Annotated in this window: 13 protein-coding genes and 1 pseudogene; 5 read left to right on the forward strand and 9 right to left on the reverse strand. The window is 69.9% G+C overall.

What is annotated here, in order from left to right:
• Positions 1 to 45 precede the first annotated feature (45 nt).
• The 3 genes from AVL59_RS28830 to AVL59_RS49515 form a co-directional block, all read right to left on the reverse strand.
• The gene (locus tag AVL59_RS28830; protein WP_079147047.1) at positions 46 to 1,638 is read right to left on the reverse strand and encodes an MDR family MFS transporter; all 1,593 of its coding nucleotides are present in this window, start codon (positions 1,636 to 1,638) and stop codon (positions 46 to 48) included.
• 339 nt (positions 1,639 to 1,977) lie between these two features.
• Entirely contained in the window at positions 1,978 to 3,219 is a 1,242-nt protein-coding gene (manD, locus tag AVL59_RS28835; protein ID WP_067310102.1) for a D-mannonate dehydratase ManD, read from the reverse strand.
• A gap of 105 nt (positions 3,220 to 3,324) precedes the next feature.
• A complete protein-coding gene (locus AVL59_RS49515; protein ID WP_079147048.1) occupies positions 3,325 to 4,770 on the reverse strand; it encodes a gluconokinase, GntK/IdnK-type in 1,446 nt (481 codons plus the stop codon).
• A 326-nt stretch (positions 4,771 to 5,096) separates the two neighbouring features.
• Here AVL59_RS49515 and AVL59_RS28845 point away from each other — a divergent pair, with 326 nt between their 5' ends.
• Complete coding sequence (locus tag AVL59_RS28845; RefSeq protein ID WP_067310105.1) at positions 5,097 to 5,294, forward strand: hypothetical protein; 198 nt, start codon at positions 5,097 to 5,099, stop codon at positions 5,292 to 5,294.
• 188 nt (positions 5,295 to 5,482) lie between these two features.
• Here the strand turns inward: AVL59_RS28845 and AVL59_RS28850 are convergent, their stop codons facing one another.
• Positions 5,483 to 6,094 carry a TetR/AcrR family transcriptional regulator gene (locus AVL59_RS28850; protein WP_079147049.1) on the reverse strand — a complete coding sequence of 204 codons (612 nt, stop codon included), beginning with the start codon at positions 6,092 to 6,094 and terminating at the stop codon, positions 5,483 to 5,485.
• Positions 6,095 to 6,141: 47 nt separating this feature from the next.
• Between AVL59_RS28850 and AVL59_RS28855 the strand changes: the two genes are divergently transcribed.
• Together AVL59_RS28855 and AVL59_RS28860 are read left to right on the forward strand one after the other, a co-directional pair.
• Positions 6,142 to 7,068 carry a DUF2867 domain-containing protein gene (locus AVL59_RS28855; RefSeq protein ID WP_067310107.1) on the forward strand — a complete coding sequence of 309 codons (927 nt, stop codon included), beginning with the start codon at positions 6,142 to 6,144 and terminating at the stop codon, positions 7,066 to 7,068.
• A 305-nt stretch (positions 7,069 to 7,373) separates the two neighbouring features.
• On the forward strand, positions 7,374 to 8,267 hold the full coding sequence (locus AVL59_RS28860; protein ID WP_067310110.1) for a S1 family peptidase: 894 nt from the start codon (positions 7,374 to 7,376) through the stop codon (positions 8,265 to 8,267).
• 430 nt (positions 8,268 to 8,697) lie between these two features.
• On the opposite strand, the pseudogene AVL59_RS55080 reads toward AVL59_RS28860, so the two are convergent.
• The 4 genes and pseudogenes from AVL59_RS55080 to AVL59_RS28875 form a co-directional block, all read right to left on the reverse strand.
• A pseudogene (locus AVL59_RS55080) lies at positions 8,698 to 8,835 on the reverse strand (3-oxoacyl-ACP synthase); the annotation flags it as partial.
• 723 nt (positions 8,836 to 9,558) lie between these two features.
• Positions 9,559 to 10,308 (reverse strand): hypothetical protein, encoded by a 750-nt coding sequence (locus AVL59_RS52665; protein WP_159400117.1) that lies wholly within the window; start codon positions 10,306 to 10,308, stop codon positions 9,559 to 9,561.
• Between the two features lie 323 nt (positions 10,309 to 10,631).
• Complete coding sequence (locus tag AVL59_RS28870; protein ID WP_067310115.1) at positions 10,632 to 11,225, reverse strand: TetR/AcrR family transcriptional regulator; 594 nt, start codon at positions 11,223 to 11,225, stop codon at positions 10,632 to 10,634.
• A gap of 126 nt (positions 11,226 to 11,351) precedes the next feature.
• Positions 11,352 to 12,146, reverse strand: coding sequence for an alpha/beta fold hydrolase (locus tag AVL59_RS28875; protein ID WP_067310117.1), 795 nt, complete (start codon positions 12,144 to 12,146; stop codon positions 11,352 to 11,354).
• Positions 12,147 to 12,463: 317 nt separating this feature from the next.
• Between AVL59_RS28875 and AVL59_RS28880 the strand changes: the two genes are divergently transcribed.
• A complete protein-coding gene (locus AVL59_RS28880) occupies positions 12,464 to 12,982 on the forward strand; it encodes a DM13 domain-containing protein (RefSeq protein WP_208870461.1) in 519 nt (172 codons plus the stop codon).
• 162 nt (positions 12,983 to 13,144) lie between these two features.
• On the opposite strand, the gene AVL59_RS28885 is transcribed toward AVL59_RS28880, so the two are convergent.
• Entirely contained in the window at positions 13,145 to 13,360 is a 216-nt protein-coding gene (locus tag AVL59_RS28885; RefSeq protein WP_067310121.1) for a hypothetical protein, read from the reverse strand.
• A gap of 375 nt (positions 13,361 to 13,735) precedes the next feature.
• Here AVL59_RS28885 and AVL59_RS28895 point away from each other — a divergent pair, with 375 nt between their 5' ends.
• Positions 13,736 to 16,108 carry a SpoIIE family protein phosphatase gene (locus tag AVL59_RS28895; protein ID WP_067310126.1) on the forward strand — a complete coding sequence of 791 codons (2,373 nt, stop codon included), beginning with the start codon at positions 13,736 to 13,738 and terminating at the stop codon, positions 16,106 to 16,108.
• Positions 16,109 to 16,174: the final 66 nt, after the last annotated feature.

Genomic DNA, 16,174 nt, shown 5'->3' on the forward strand with positions numbered 1-16,174 from the left:
TGCACAGTGGATGCCGTGCGGGGAAGCCGCTCGTCGAGTGGCGGGTCAGGAGTCGCCGCGGGTGACGGAGCCGGCCGGCTCCGCGGCGGAGGACGTCTCCGGCTCGGTCGGCGCGTGCCCGCCGGCGAGCTTGACGTCCTTGAGGAAGAGCGAGACCACAAGTCCGATGAGGACCATGGGGATGACCGCATAGAAGACGACGCGGAGCGAGTCCGCGTAGACGCCGGCGAGTTCCACCCGCAGCGGAGTGGACAGTTCGGCGACGACCTCGGGCGCGAGGGAGCCGTTCTTGTCGATGTGGACACCGGACGTGCCGAGGCGGTCATGGAGTCCGGCCCCGAGCCGACCGCTCATGACGGCGGCGAAGAAGGAGACTCCGAGCGCGGTGCCGAGCTGGCGCATGAGGGCCGCGGTGCCCTGGACGGCACCGATGTCCCGCATGCTCGCGGTGTTGCGGGCGGCGAGGCTGAGAGCCTGTGCGTTGAGGCCGCCGGCGATGCCGAACAGCAGCATGTAGACGACGGCGAGCAGGGTGCCGGTCGAGGGCCCGGCGGTGGAGAACAGCACCGCGGCGATGGCGAAGACGGCCATGCTGAGCGCCGGGAACCAGCGGTAGGAACCGGTGTGACCGATGACCTTGGTGCTGAGGTAGGAGGTCAGTACGACGGCGAGCATCATCGCGGTGAGGGCGAGGCCGGATTCCTCGGCATCGAGGCCGAGTACGGTCTGCAGCCACAGCACCAGGTAGTTGATGAGGCCGAGGCCGACGAATCCCGAGATGAAACCGAGGATGACAACGGTGGTGAAGGTCCGGTTGGTGAACAGTCGCAGCGGGATCACCGGGTCGACCGCGCGGCGCTGCGAGAGGACGAAGAGCACCATGGCGATGGCGGATCCGGCCGCGAGGCCGACGATCACCGGGGAGCTCCAGGCGTAGGTGACGCCGGCCCAGCCGGTGAGCAGGTTGAGGCCGACGACCGTCAGGACGAGGAGGACCACTCCCGCGTGGTCGATGTGCGCCTCGTGGCGGCGGGCGGGCAGGTGCAGCAGCGTGGAGAGGACCAGCAGGACCACCGCGCCGACGGGAAGGTTGACGAAGAACACCCAACGCCAGCCGACGAGTTCGGTCAGGAGACCGCCGAGGGTGGGACCGGCCAGGGAGGCGGCGCCGAAGGTGAGGGAGAACCAGCCGTAATACCGGGCACCTTCGCGCGGGGAGAACATCTCGCCGATGATCGCGAGCACGGAGATGAACAGGCCGCCACTGCCGATGCCCTGGACGACGCGGTAGGCGATGAGCTGGCCCATCGTCTGCGCGAGGCCGCACAAGGCGGATCCCAGGAGGAAGACGACGGTCGAGGCGATGAGGACGCGCTTGCGTCCGAGCAGGTCGCCGAGCTTGCCGTAGACGGGGACGGCGGCGCTGCCGCCGATGAGGTAACCGGTGGTGACCCAGGCGAACTGGTCGAGTCCGCCCAGGTCACTGACCACTCGGGGCAGCGCCGTGGCGACGATCTGGGTGTCCAGCAGGGAGAGGAAGACCGTCACCATCAGGGTGAGCACGACGGCGTGGGTCTTGGCCGGCGCGGCCGGTTGCGCCGCGGTGGCGACGGCAGGCTCGGGTGATCGGGAAACCATGGGGAGTCCTTGTAATCGAGGAACGATGCCGCAGTGCGGAGCATCGCCCGAAGTGGGAGTGCGCGTAACGAACTCGGTGAAGAACGCTGCTTGCTTCAGCAGCGGAGATGGGGTGGTCGGATCCTGTGCCCGACTCCGGCCTGTACCGGCCCTCTCAACCGTCGATCAGTCCTCAACGGACTTGTCGATCGCGGTCCTTCGCAGGTCGTGTAGCTTCTCGCCACTCCCTCTGTATCGATTACATGTGTCGAACACGCTAGCGGAGGGTTCGCGAGTCATGCAACCAAGCTGCCCGCCGGAGTGATCGGTCCGATCCACCCCGCGGCATCCTTCTCGTCCTCACCAGTCGTGCACCGTCCCGTCGTGCAGCCTGCTGATCGGCAAGTACGCCTGCTGATAGGGGAAGCGACGTGCGGCTTCGATGTCGAGGTCGACGCCCAGACCCGGTGTGTCGGACGGATGGAGCAGTCCGTCCTCGAAGCGGTAGGAGGTCCGGAACACCTCCAGGGTCCGCTCCGAGTGCCGCATGTACTCCTGGATGCCGAAGTTGTGCACGGCCAGGTCCAGATGGAGGGCGGCGGCCATGCCCACCGGTGAGATGTCGGTGGGGCCGTGCATCCCGGACCTGACGCCGTAGACGGCCGCGAGGTCGAGCAGCTTCTTCATCGCCGTGACGCCGCCGGTGTGGGTCACCGCGGAGCGCACGTAGTCGATCAGCCTCTCGCGCAGCAATGTGGTGTAGTCGTACACGGAGTTGAAGACCTCGCCGATCGCCAGCGGTGTTGTCGTGTGCTGCCGGATCAGGCGCAGGGCCTCCTGGTCCTCCGCGGGCGTGGCGTCCTCCAGCCAGAACAGGTCGTACGGTTCCAGTGCCTTGCCCAGCCGGGCGGCCTGGATCGGTGTCATCCGGTGGTGACCGTCGTGCAGCAACGGGAGTTCCGGGCCGAACTCCGACCGGACGGACTCGAAGACGCTGGGCAGGTGCCGTAGATACGCGCGGGTGTCCCAGGTCTCCACCGTGGGCCGGGTCCGGTCGCCGTCGGTGCGGCGGGCGGGCTCGTAGTCGTAGCGGTCTCCGCCGCCGGCGCTCGACGATGCGACGCCGTACACCGAGTCGAAGCCGGGGATGCCGGTCTGTACGCGGATGGCGCGGTAGCCCTGCTCCCGGTGCGCGCGTATGGAGTCGAGCAGTTCGGGCACATCGCGGCCGGAGGCGTGTCCGTAGGCGAGGGCGCCGGTGCGGGACGCGCCGCCGAGGAGCTGGTAGAGGGGCATCCCCGCGCACTTGGCCTTGATGTCCCACAGCGCCGTGTCCACGGCCGCGACGGCCGCCATGGTCACGGGGCCGCGCCGCCAGTACGCCCCTCGGTAGAGGTGCTGCCAGGTGTCCTCGATGCGGGAGGCGTCGCTCCCGATGAGCAGGGGCACGACGTGACTGTCCAGGTAGGAACGGACGGCCAGCTCACGGCCGTTGAGCGTGGCGTCGCCGAGGCCGACGACGCCGTCCTCGGTGGTGATGCGCAGTGTGACAAAGTTCCGTCCCGGGCTGGTGACGATCACCTCGGCGGACACGATCTGCATGGTGGATCCCCCTCTTTCGGGCGGTTCGGTCGGTTGGTCGGTGCGCTCTGTCCTCTCGGCGGGCACGGCCGCCCTGTCTGCGGCCGCGCCTGGATGAAACCGGGGTCAGCGGTCCCGGGTGCGCCGGGCCAGCTCGGTCTGGACCTCGGCGACGATGCGTTCGACCGGTAGGGTCGCGTCGATCGTCATCCCAACCTCGTCGTCCTCGAGTGGCTCCAGGTCTTCGAACTGCGAGGACACGAGGGAGGCGGGCATGAAGTGGGACTTCCTGCTCTCCACACGGGACGTCGCCCCGTCCCGGTCGATCGCCAGGTGCACGAAGAACGCATCGGGCCGGGCCACGCGCAGCAACTCGCGGTAGATGCGTTTGAGTGCGGAGCAGGTGATCACCAGCCCCTCTTCCGCGCCCGCCGCCCGCATACGGCCGGCGATGGCGGCCAGCCACGGACTACGGCTGCGGTCGTCGAGAGGGGTGTGGTTCTCCATCGACTGAACATTGCGCCTGGGGTGGAAGCAGTCTCCTTCCTCGAACGGCACCCTGAGCGACTCCGCCAGGTACCGGCCCACGCTGCTCTTGCCGCATCCGCTGACTCCCATGACGACGACGGGTGCCCGCCGGGAGTGGAACAGGCCGGCCATGGCGTCCTGGAAGCCGGCTCGATGAGCGGGTGGCAGGCCGTTGATGTTGAAATGGTCCAGGCCCGCCCGCAGTCGGTCGCGTACACCGGGATCGTGCAGTCGTCCGCTTCGGATCTCGGCGAGGAGAGCCTCCGCGAATGCCTCCGCGGCCGTGGCCACACCCTGGTCGATGGCGTAGGCCAGCCCCATGTGGAGCCACATGGCTACCGGTTCCGGCCGGGTGGGATACCTCTGGACGGTGTCGGTGCCGACGACGACCCGCGTCGGCGTGATCATCGCCTCCTGGAGAGCGCCGGCCCAGTTTCTGTCGATGCGGTGGTTCAGCGCCATGACGACCGGATAGGAGAGGCGCACGAACAGCTCGTTGCGCGAGCCGGCGAGGAGCGTCCGGTGGAAGGCCGCGTCCACGTCCCTGAAGCGCTGCCGGATCGCGGCGCCCTCCCGTGGCTGTGCGAAGTCCGGGTCCTCGCTCAGGGCGAGCAGGGTGCGGGCGTGGCTGGTGAGGTCGTGGCAGATCTCCGCGGACCGGCTCAGGGCGGCCAGTCTGGCCGCGCGGGGCTCGATCACCTCGCGCAACTCGGTCAGTGATCGCATCTGGCTGTCCGGGGCCACCTCCAGACGCCACGCGATCACGTCGGGATCCAGCAGGTCCCACTGTTCCAACGCCTGGACGGTGGCCCCGATCCGCGGCTGCAGATTCACCAGGCCCTTCTGGTGCAGCGTCTGCAGGGCCTCGCGGGCCATGGGCCGGGTGACCTCGAACTCATGCGTGACGGCGTCGACGGTGAGGTGGTGGTCGCGCGGCTTGCCGCCTTCCACGATCTGGCAACCCAGTCGCTCCACCACCCTCGCGGTGGAGCCCCGTAACGCGTCCTCGGATCCTTCGGGCAGGTCGGCTTCGGGACCAGTCATGGCGGAGATGCTAAATCAGAGCGGCGTACTGGTCAGCCATCCGAACGCCGTCAAAAGGAGCACGGAATGCCCTTGGGGCGCGCGCCGGGGCACTTTGGCCCGCACTACCGCCCTCGCATGACCCCGAGGCTGACTGATGAAGCATCAGAGGCCTTCTCTGACCTAGATCACATGAATACCGTGGTCACTCATCCGAATGGTTTCGGTAGTGCCGAGGACCGGCCAGGGCGAGTGGATGCGTGCCGTCACCTGGCCGGTATCGACGCGCGGCAGCTGACGCAGGGCTGCCTCGCCCCCCTTCCGACGCAGCCGCAGGAGAGAGCCGTATGCCCGAACCGACCTCGCCCACGCCTCCGCCGGAGCGGTTGTCACTGCGCTGGGCGCTCATCCTCTTGGCCGCGGTGGTGGCGGGACTGCTGGCCGGCCTGCTGACGTACGCCCAGTCCCGCAACTGGCCGGCCTCGCTCCTGGCGGCGCTCGGAGCGAGCGGAGCGGCCCTGGTGGGTCTTCCACTGCTGCTGTGACGCACCGGCGAAGGGTCCCCGAGACGAACGGCGCGCACCACACGCCACTCACTCGACACGGGCGGCACTGTCCGCTCCTTCTGCCGTGTCAGGCCGCCCCCTTGTGGACATCTGACGCAACCGGCCTTCCTCGACAGCCTTCGCTTGTCATCCCCCGCGTCATCGAGCCGGCACGGCGAGCAGCGCCTCTAAAGCTCCGGGGCGGCCGCCATCAGCGTGTCGATCACCGAGTCGAGATAGCGCCTGCCGTCCTCGCCGGCCGGCAGCGTCTCCGGCACCGCATGGGTCAGCTGCGTGTGCCCGAGGTAGCCGGTGTACGCCAGCAGCGCACGGCGGCCTGCCGCGTCCGGGGGAAAGCCCAATTCGACGAAGAGCTGCGCCAGGTAGCCGACTCGACGCTCCGTCACCCGGCGCAGTACGGCGGCGACCCGCGGATGTCCGGCCGAGGCCGGCAGGGAAACCTCCAGCGGGTCGTGGGCGGCGAGTTCGGACGCCTCGGAGAAGAGCCTGCGCAGCCGCGTCTCCGGATCCGGCTCGGACTCCAGCGCGGCGATGATCGCCTCGGTGGACTTGTGTTCCCAGCGGTCGAGCGCGGCCTCGATCAGTGACTCACGGTTGGCGAAATGCCAGTAGAAGCTGCCTTTGGTGGTGCCCAGACGAGCGGCGAGCGGCTCGACGGCGACCGCCGCGAGACCGCCTTCCCCCATGGCCGACAGGGCCACGTCCGCCCAGTCCTGCGCCGTCAACCGCTTCCGGCCACCCTCGCGAGCGACCCCCTCACCTCGTTGCACCATGACCATACGCTACCGTACGGTCGATAACATACGGCAGCGTATGGAGGCGTGCTATGCGCAGGTTCCGCACGATCCGCAATGTCCACGAACGCATCATCGAGGCCCCGGCCCAGGCCGTCGGGTCACTGCTCGACCGCCTGTCCTCGGCCGACGACCCGATCTGGCCCGCACCGGCCTGGCCCCCGATGCGTTTCGACCGGGCCCTGGGCGTCGGCGCGGACGGCGGCCACGGCTTCGTCCGCTACCGCGTCACCGCGTACAAGCCCGGCCGCCGCGCCCGCTTCGACTTCAACCCGCCCATGAGCGGCCACCATGAGTTCGTCATCGAACCGCTGGGGCAGGAGCGCTGCCGCCTGCGGCACACCCTGGAGCTGCAACGCCGCGGCCCGAGGGCGCTGGGCTGGACTCTGGCGGTGCGCTGGATGCACGACACAGTGGTCGAGGAGGTCTTCGACAACGTCGAACGGGCCACCACCGGGACGGCGACCAACCCCGTTCGCTGGTCGCCTTGGGTCCGGTTGCTCCACCGGCTCATGTGGGACAGGGCCACCGGCGGCGACCTCCCGGCGGGCGCCCGCCTGGCCCGTGCCGCCTTCGAGCGGACCCACTACAGCGACGCGTGGCGGATCCCGCTGCGTCCCGGGATGCCCCAGGACCCCGAGTCGTGGCGGGGAGTCCTGCGCGGAGCCTCCTTCCCGGTGGTGGGGCGCGAGGGCGGCGAGGTGCTGCTGGGCGAGGACGCCGGCCACCTCGACTTCCGCGCCTCGATCCACGTCGACGACCGTCAGGCCACGCTCAGCACGGTCGTGCGGATCCACAACTGGCGCGGCAGGCTGTACTGGGCCGTGGTCAAGCGCTTCCACCCCTTCATGGCCCGCACCATGCTCCGCCGCGTCCACCGGCGACTCGCCCTGGCGGCTCCCAGCGCCGCCGAGCGCGCACAGTCGGCCCCCGTTCCCGCCGCACCGCGAGGAAGGTGAGTCGGGATCGACACGGAACAGCCTGCCGCGCCGCACAGCTCTGCCGGCGTGGAAGCGGCGTGCGCGCGGCTACCGGCTCGCTGTCCTCGGCATCGGCGCCTCCGCGGTGCTGTCACGTACGGCACGCACAGACGGGCGGAACACCTCCGCGCAGCGTCGAACGCCTTCGGGAACCTCTCTCCGCGAGATCCCCTCTGACAGGGCGGCATGCCACCGCCGACGGGTGAGTCCCGCGTCGCTCGGCCCGGTTGAGCGCCTCGGGAGGGTCCGTCGTGGTGGCTCCTCGGAGATTGGAGACACCCCCCATGCGTCTTTCCACCGCCCGCAGAACCTCGACCCGGCAGATCGCCTCCGCCGCGATCGCCGCCGGCGCGGTGCTCGGACTCGTCGCCGCGTCCACCGGGACGGCCGGCGCGGCGACACCGACGCGCCCGGGCCGCCCGGACAGTCCCATCATCGGCGGCACCGAGAAGCCCGTCGGCTCGTATCCGTTCATGGCGGCGCTGCTGAGCAAGGGCCGGGGCAACCCGCACGACCGGCAGTTCTGCGGCGGCAGCCTGCTGGACCCGTCCATCGTCATGACGGCCGCGCACTGCGTCGTCGATGTGCGGCCCAAGCAGCTCGAAACGGTCGTCGGCCGCACCGTGCTGTCCAAGAAGAACCAGGGCCACCTGCGCAACGTCACCGACATCGTCGTCCACCCCCGCTACGCCAGGGGACAGGAGGCGTACGACATCGCGTTCCTGATGCTGGACAAGCCCGTCACCGGTATTGCGCCGGTCAACCTGCCGACCGTGGGCACGGACGCGCTCATCCGCCCGGGCGCCAAGGCCACGGTCATCGGCTGGGGCAACACCGACACGGAAGTGCCGAACTATCCGGACCGGCTGCGAGCGGTGGACGTCCCGATCGTGTCGCACATCGAGTGCAAGGCGTCCTACCCGGGCTACGACAAAAAGGTCAACGTCTGCGCGGGCGTCGAGGGCAAGGACTCGTGCCAGGGTGACAGCGGCGGACCGATGTTCCGGAAGCTGCAGGGCCGCCGCGGGGTCTACCAGACAGGCATCGTGTCGTACGGCGACGGCTGCGCGGCCCAGGGGGCTCCCGGCGTGTACACGTACACCGGTTCGGCCAAGCTGTGGGACACGCTGGACGAGTCCGCCAAGGGCAGGATGGTGAAGCAACTGCTCGGCCGCTGATCCCAAAGGGTGCCCTGTTCCGCCACGGGCAGCTGACGAGCGCGCACTGCCTGGCCTCGGGGTTCTTGTCCGCCCACGTCATCGCCGTGGGCGGACCGCCGGCCGCGCGCACCGACACAGAACTCAGCGCCGCTCTGCGCGCGGCCGACGCCGATGAAGCTCTCGCCAGGCGCCCTTCAGACTGTGCGGAAGGCGAGGACGGTGTTGTGGCCACCGAAGCCGACGGAAGTGCTGAGGGCCAGGGCCATGCGCTGGTGACGAGGTCGATGCCGTGGGTCCCGTCGTCGAAGGCTTCGAAGTCGTCGGTGGGCGGGACGGTCGCGTGGCTGAGGGAGAGCACCGTCAGGGCCGCCTCGACTGCTCCGGCAGTTGCCATGTCCCCGGCGCCGTCGCCCACCACGACCGCCACCCGTTCGCCCGCCCGGCTCTCGGGGCGCAGACCCGCGTCCGCGACGGCTTCGTACGCGGCGGTCAGCGCGAACCGGGTGAAGCGGCCCGGTCGACGCGCCCCCGATCTCCGCAGGTGCCGGCGCTGGGCGTAGCCAGGCACCCGGCAGGAGAAGTCCACCGGCAAGCCGCGCAGCTCCGGTCCACGGCGGCTGCCTTCCCCCGCCAACGTCGCGCCGAGCGTCTGCTGGAACGCGCGCCGACACTCACGCGGGCAGGATCCGGGCCCCTCCGACAACGGAGTACCCCGAGAATGAAGTGAAGGGACGGCACATGTGAGTCAGTCACCGGCCCTCGCCTCTGCCGACGCCGGCATCCGGGCCGCCCGCGCACGCACCACCGCGCAGCCCGCCACATCGGCACCGACACTCGACGGTGAGCTCCCGGCACCACTCCCTCGGGCACACCCGGCCGACGCCGGCCTGGAACCCCCAGCCGGCGCCTTCAGGCAGTGGGCCGCTGAGCACAGCACGTAGAAACGCCGCGAAATGAGGATCGTCCGTACTCCGCGCGACCCCTGACCGTACGACGCAGGCCGCGGCCCAGCCCACGCCATGGGCGACACCGGGCCCACCAGCTCGTCGGCGCCAACGCGGTCAACACCGAACAGCTCGCGCCGTGCCCGACGCAGGGGCGGCCGGAGGCCTTGGGCTACTCGATGCCGCGAGCACGCCCGTCGGCCGGCAGCGGCCGTTCGCCGACTACAGCTTGAAGCCGTAGTCGAGCAGCTTCGCGGCGTCGGGGCACCTGCGGCCGCACCGCGGACTGAGTGCACCACCTGCGGAAACCCCGCCCCCGTGGCGAGCGGTATTCCGCTCGCCGCGAGGGCGGTCGACGATTACTTCTAGCGCTCCGCGCGGTGGCGCTCGATCTCCAGCGCCAGGTCACCACGCTCCCTGCGGGCCGTGTCCGCCTCCTCGCGCACCTTGTCGAGACGGTCCTCCAGCTGGCAGACCCGCTCGCGGTAGCGTTCGAGCTCGGCACGCACGAACTCGACGTCGGCGATCTGCTGCGCGGCTTCCTTGCGGATCTCCTCCGTCTCCTCCTCGAACCTCTGCTTGGCCTCGTCCAGTTCGGCGATGGCCAACTCCGCGGCCTCCTCCGCCAGCGCGGTGCGCTGCTCGGCGGCCAGGGTCCGCTGAGCGGAGGCCCTGGTCACGGTCTCGATACGTTCCTCGGCGGCAGCCGAGTCCGTGATGATGGCCAGCTCTTCGAGATAGACCGGCAGATCCGTGGCCAGCTGAGACATGAGCGCTACGAGATCGTCGCGGCCCACGCCCGCATCCTGTGCGGCTTCCACCGCTCCCTCCATGTGGGGAACGCCCGTTTCAGGCGTCTGCGCTACGGGCTGCGGCGTCGCTACCTGAGCGGAGGCCTGAACATCTGCTGCCGCTTTGGCCGCTTTCTTGGTCTCGGCCGCCTGGCGCTTCTGCTCCTTGCGCTGCTGCCTCTTGGCACGGAACTTGCGGAAGGCCCCGAGCGCGTTGTGCTCGGGATGAGCGCAGTAACGAGGCGCCGGGTCGTCGGGCGTCGGCGCTGCGGGAGCGTTGGTGCAATCCGGGTAAGCGCAGACCGGCAGCGTTTCAACAGTCATCTTTCTGCCTTTCCATAGATGTTCGAGGTTTTCGAAGGCAAACCGGCAACCGGCGCGGCTTGCGCCGGCCGGTCACACACGAGGATTTACCGATCACGGTAGATGCGGTCGGGGCCTCACGGGCACCGCACCCGCTGGTCGTCAGCGATCGGTAAGATCGCGCGGCCGCCCCGGAACTGCGGCACGGCGCCGCACAAGGCGCACGGCCCTCAAGCCGCCCGCGCCTGGTGCGCCGAGGACGCGGTCCGCACTCCCCTGGCCTACGTCACACGGGTCCGCGCACGCCAGGGGCCCACCCACTTCAACGTGGGCGAGGGGATCACTCAGGCCGGTCCGCCGCCCGGAGGCAATGTGACGCGCAACCCCCCGAGCAGCGTGGCCAGGTAGCGTTCGGCGGTGGCGACTCGGTCGGCGCCAGGACCGCTGTGGACCTGCGCGGCGTAGGCGACGCCGCACACCAGCGGGACCAGGTCGGCGGAGACGAAGTCGGCCCGGACCACCCCGGCCTCGCGGGCACGGTCCAGCAGTGCGTCGCCCACCGAGCTCAGCGCCCGTTTCAGTTCCGTGGTGCGCGGCAGGCTGTCCGAGGGCGCGGCGGCCACGGTGGACAGGGACGCATCGCTGACCTGTGCTTCGACGGTGCGCATGAGGAAGCGCTCCAGCGCGCTCCAGGGGTCGGAATCGGCCAGCACCCGCTCGCCGTGGGTGACGAGGGCTTCCAGTGAGTCGGCGGCGACTGTCTCCAGGAGCGCTTCGGGCGTGGGGAAGTGCCGGTAGACGGTGCCGACCCCAAGTCCGACTCGGCGGGCGACGTCGTTGAGCTGCAACGGCGTCCCCTCGTCGACCAGGTCACGGGCGACGTCGACGATCCGCTGCCAGTTGCGGGCAGCATCCTTGCGCAGCGGCGTGGTCGTCATGGCGACAGTCTAAATACCTCGCACGTTCCCTTACGGGGCCCGCCTTTGATCATGCTCAGACATGCCGGGTGACGTGCGTACGGCCGTACGGCGTGGGCGCGCGGACCGCCGAGGCCCGCCGGGCCCTCAGTGCCGGTCCTGCTGTCGGCCGAGGAAGCCCGTGATGAGCCCCAGCCACTCCTTCGGCTGCTCCGCGAACGGCAGATGCCCGGTGGCAAGCTCGGCGGTCTCCGCACCGGGGATGGCCTCGGCCAGCTGGTACTGGAGGGCGGCCGGTATCAGGGAGTCTGCCGCGGTGACGATGACAAGAGTCGGGACGGTGATCGCGGCCAGGTCTTCGCGCACGTCGGCGCGACGGACCAGGTCGACCTGAGCGCCGGTGCCCGGCGGAAGGGCGGAAGCGGTCTGCTCGGCGGCGGCGCGCACCTGAGCGGGAGTGAGGGAGTTCAGCACCGGCGCGCTCAGGGCCAGCTGGGTCAGGTACTGGGCCAGCAGGACGTGCCGGCCGGATTCGTAGAGCTGCTGCCAGATGGCGGCGGCCAGCTCGGTGCGGGTGTCCACATGGGCGAAGGTGGCACTCAGCACGAGGGAGGTGACCCGTTCCGGATGACGGACGGCGGCTCGGATCGCGACCAGCCCGCCCAGCGAGTATCCGCAGACGGCGAACGTGTCGAGCCCTTCGGCGTCCGCCGCCGCGACGAGCTGGTCCGCCAGCATGTCGAGGTCCAAGGGCGTCTGCGTGGCAGGAGTCTCTCCTGAGCCCGGGTAGTCGACCCCGACAACGGTGTGCCGCCCGGCGAGCCCGTCCATGATCGATCCGTAATTGGCCGCTGTGCCGCCGCCGGCACCGTGGGCGAGGAGGAGGCCGGGGCCGGAGCCGTGGACGGTACGGGCGTAGGCGGCAGGGGCTGCCTTGGTCATGATTGGGTCCTTAGGTACGTGATCGTTTGCGTATGCACGGTTCGACCGCCACCGAGGCCGGATCCGAGGTCGAGGGGTCTGTCCAGTCACACGAAAAGGCCAAGCATCCGGATAATCAATCCGCTTTGCGTGCCGCGACCGTAACACACATCCGGATTGTCTATCCACTTAGCCACGATCGGTTGCCGTCAGCGGTCGCAGACCGGGTATGACCTCGGGCTCCGTAAGACTTCTGTCATCCGGATTCCGGACGCGGAGCCGCTGTCCTGCCGTTGAATCGATCACGAGCATCACTCGACGTGACCACGGAGGCGGACATGCGTGTACGACGAAAGCCCAGCAGGCCGGTGATCGTCAGCGCCCTGATTCTCGGCCTGGCCCTGGCCGCAGCGGGGCTGTACTGGTTCCAGCCATGGAAGCTGTGGACCGACGAGACCGTACGCGAGGCACTGCCCGTCGCGGGCGCCGGGACCGGCGAGCCGAAAACGCTCACCAAGGGACGGTTCATCAGCCATGAGCACTCCACCCGAGGCACGGTCCGCGTCCTCGAACTCCCTGACGGCTCACGCACGTTGCGCCTGGAGGGCCTGGACACGAGCAACGGGCCCGCACTGCATGTCTGGGTCACCGATGCCCCGGTGAAGGAGGGCACGGGCGGATGGCGGGTCTTCGACGACGGCCGGTACGTCGACCTCGGCGGCCTCAAGGGCAACAAGGGCGACCAGAACTACGCACTTCCCGCGTCGGTGGACCTCGATGAACTCACCAGCGTCTCCATCTGGTGCGAGCGCTTCGGCGTGTCTTTCGGAGCGGCACAACTGCACGCCGTCGGCTGACAGGGGCGAGGCGCGCGGCCGGACGAGGGCGATCATTCATCGCCGGCGCGGGCTTCGTGCACATCCCGCTGTTCCGCGAGGAGTTGGGGCGTGCGGTTGGCGAGGCGTCCGTGCCCGTGGAACTGGTGCTCACGCACAGAGCCGATGGTGTGCGGCCCGGCGTCACGGCGATGGAGCGGACTTCCGGCGCCGGGCGAGCCTCCGCCAGGCCACCCAGAGGTTGATCAAGAGGATCAGCGATCCTGCGATGGGCCACCCCATCGATCCGCCGTCGCGGTAGGTCTCGATTCCCGTCGCCAGCAGCATCGCGCCGACCACCGGGCCTGCCAGGTCGAAGAACAGGCTCGCCCGGTCCATGATCTTGGAGAGGTTGACCACGGCTTGATCATGACAGGGAACCGGCCGGCGGCCAAGGGGCATGTGCCCACCATGGCGCGCCCGGCCAGTCGCACGAACGACGGTACGAGCACGGCGCGGACGAGCGTCGCGTCCGGCACCACCGCCGGTGCCGGGCCGACACCGGGGAGTTTCAGCAGAGTCACCCCGGAGATGGCGAAGACGAACAGCACCGCGGCGACGAGGACCGCCGCGGGCGTGATGATGCGGCCGGTGTGCCGGAGCCCGAAAGCGACCGACTCCGTGTTGCGGGAATCCATCGGCGGTCGCCCTGCGTGAACGGATGGCGATCGCGCGTGCGGTTGTCGTCCGTCGTGGGGCACGCGATGCTGAGGGAGCACGAAGGGAAGCGGTGCCATGGATCGTTTTCCGAATGCCGCCAATGTCGATTTCCACAGTCCTCTGGACCTCTCCAAGGCCGCCGCCGCGGTACTGGACGCCGAAGGCCGTATTTCCGGGTGGGGATCCTCGGCCCAGCGCCTCCTGGGACATTCACCCGAGGATGTGCTCGGCCAGTCGGCCGCCCGGCTGCTGGCATCGGCCCCCGGGCAGCGGCTGTCCGGCCTCTGCCAGGCGCACAAGCCCCGCAGCACGGTCTTGGACCTCTCCTGTCGGGACGGACATACCCTGCGTGCGGCCGTGACGTTCAGCCCGCTCGCACACCGGGGCGTCGCAGCGACCGTCGTGGTCGCCGCCGGCCTGGAGGCGCTGCGCGGCTGGGAGGCGCAGCTGGCGCTGCTGCAGGGACTGGCGACCGAGTCGACCGTGGGCCTGACGATCTTCGACACCGACATGCGCGTCGTCTGGGGGAACGTCTCCACCGATCTGGAGCTCGCGGGCATCGCCGATTACATCGGCCGACCGGCCGCGGATCTCTTTCCCGAGGGCGAATTCATCTCCCGCCACCACCCCCCGGACGAAGACCAGATCATGGAGCATGTGATGACGACGGGGGAACCGATCATGGGCATGCACTATCGCGGGCGCGCCCCCGTCGACCCGGTGCGCGAGCACGTCTGGTCCTGCTCGTACCACCGGATGGTGGACGCGCGGGGCGAGTTGCTGGGGCTGTTCGAGGAGTCCCTGGACATCACCGACCGCTACCGCGCCCAGGAACGGCTGTCGCTCCTCGTGCGGGCGGGAAAGCGCATCGGCGCCTCGCTGGACGTGCGTCGTACAGCCGCGGAGCTCGCCGACGTGGCGGTGCCGCAGCTGGCCGACGAGGTGCTGGTGGACCTGCCTCCGGCGGTCATCGAGGGACGGCAGCCGCCGACGGGCTCGGCGCCGGGGCACAGTCTGCTGCGGATGCACGGCCGGACCCCGGAAGAGTTCCGGACCAGTCCCGTCTCCTACCCGCCGTCGTCACCGCAAGCTCTGAGTCTGGCCACCAGCCGCCCCATCGTCGACGCCGCCCCGCCCGAGGCGACCGGCGAGACGGGCTCGGCCGCGGCGCGTTCCTGCCTCTTCGTCCCGCTGCTCACCCGCGATGCGGTCCTGGGCCTTGCCACCTTCCGGCGCAGCAGCAACCCCGACCCGTTCGGGCCCGAGGAGCAGACGCTCGCCGTGGAACTGGCCGAGCGGGCCGCCGTCGGCATCGACAACGCCCGCCGTTACACCAGCCAGCACGCGGCGGCCCTGGTACTGCAGCGCAGCCTGCTGCCGCAGCACCTGCCCGAGCAGAGCGCGGTCGAGGTGGCGTACCGCTACCTGCCCGCCGACAGCCGCGTGGGCGTGGGCGGCGACTGGTTCGACCTGATCCCCCTGTCCGGTGCCAGAGTGGGCCTGACCGTCGGCGACGTGGTGGGTCACGGCATGCACGCGGCCGCGACCATGGGCCGGCTGCGCGCCACCGTACGGACCCTGGCCCTGCTGGACCTGGACCCGGCCGAGCTGCTCACCCGGCTGGACGGCCTGGTCGCGCAGGACTCGGAACCCCACGCGGACGACGGGCTGAGCGACAAGGCACTCGGCGTGACCTGCCTGTACGCGATCTACAACCCGGTCACCGGCCGGTTCTCCTGGGCGAGCGCGGGCCACCCCCCGCCGATCGTGGCCGATACGAGCGGCTCGGTGGCCTTGTCCGCGCTGGCACCGGGACCGCCCCTGGGGCTGGGCGGCCTGCCCTACGAGAACGTCGACCTGAACCTGTCCAGAGGCAGCGTGGTGGCGTTCTTCACCGACGGCGTCGTGGAGGACCGGCGCACCGACATCGACAGCGGAATCGACCGCCTCGCCCATGTGCTCACCTGGCAACGATGCCCGCTGGAGGAGCTGTGCGACCGGGCGCTGTCGGCCCTGCCGCCCGGACCGCAGGCGGACGACGCCACGCTGCTGCTCGTACGCACCCGGCGGCTCGACGACGACCGTGTGGCGGACCTGGAACTGCCGCCCGACCCGGCCATGGTCGCTCACGCCCGCACGGTCGCCGAGCGCCAGTTGGAGACCTGGGGCCTTTCCGAACTGTCCTTCACCGCCGAACTCGTGGTGAGCGAGCTGGTCACCAACAGCATCCGGTACGCCACCGGGCCCGTCATGCTGAGGCTGATCAGAGACCGCTCCCTGCTCTGCGAAGTGTCCGACAACGCGCACACCGCACCTCACCTGCGGCGAGCGCGTCGGGACGACGAGGGGGGCCGCGGCCTGTTCCTCGTCGCCCAGATGTCCCAGCGCTGGGGTACCCGGTACACCGCGTCCGGGAAGACCATCTGGGCCGAACTGGCCATCCCCTAGAAGCTCCTGCCCGCCCCGCCACAGGTCGCCGGACCTTCGAGATTGAAAACGGTATCCATTTCCATA

The organism is Streptomyces griseochromogenes (assembly GCF_001542625.1).
Lineage (GTDB): Bacteria > Actinomycetota > Actinomycetes > Streptomycetales > Streptomycetaceae > Streptomyces > Streptomyces griseochromogenes.

Excerpts from the sequence above, each read along its gene's own strand:
- AVL59_RS28830 (WP_079147047.1), bottom strand. The coding sequence starts at position 1,638 with ATGGTTTCCCGATCACCCGAGCCTGCCGTCGCCACCGCGGCGCAACCG.
- AVL59_RS52665 (WP_159400117.1), bottom strand. The coding sequence starts at position 10,308 with ATGACTGTTGAAACGCTGCCGGTCTGCGCTTACCCGGATTGCACCAAC.
- AVL59_RS28870 (WP_067310115.1), bottom strand. The coding sequence starts at position 11,225 with ATGACGACCACGCCGCTGCGCAAGGATGCTGCCCGCAACTGGCAGCGG.
- AVL59_RS28875 (WP_067310117.1), bottom strand. The coding sequence starts at position 12,146 with ATGACCAAGGCAGCCCCTGCCGCCTACGCCCGTACCGTCCACGGCTCC.
- AVL59_RS28895 (WP_067310126.1), top strand. The coding sequence starts at position 13,736 with ATGGATCGTTTTCCGAATGCCGCCAATGTCGATTTCCACAGTCCTCTG.
- AVL59_RS28845 (WP_067310105.1), top strand. The coding sequence starts at position 5,097 with ATGCCCGAACCGACCTCGCCCACGCCTCCGCCGGAGCGGTTGTCACTG.
- AVL59_RS28855 (WP_067310107.1), top strand. The coding sequence starts at position 6,142 with ATGCGCAGGTTCCGCACGATCCGCAATGTCCACGAACGCATCATCGAG.
- AVL59_RS28850 (WP_079147049.1), bottom strand. The coding sequence starts at position 6,094 with ATGGTCATGGTGCAACGAGGTGAGGGGGTCGCTCGCGAGGGTGGCCGG.
- manD (WP_067310102.1), bottom strand. The coding sequence starts at position 3,219 with ATGCAGATCGTGTCCGCCGAGGTGATCGTCACCAGCCCGGGACGGAAC.
- AVL59_RS28860 (WP_067310110.1), top strand. The coding sequence starts at position 7,374 with ATGCGTCTTTCCACCGCCCGCAGAACCTCGACCCGGCAGATCGCCTCC.
- AVL59_RS49515 (WP_079147048.1), bottom strand. The coding sequence starts at position 4,770 with ATGACTGGTCCCGAAGCCGACCTGCCCGAAGGATCCGAGGACGCGTTA.
- AVL59_RS28880 (WP_208870461.1), top strand. The coding sequence starts at position 12,464 with ATGCGTGTACGACGAAAGCCCAGCAGGCCGGTGATCGTCAGCGCCCTG.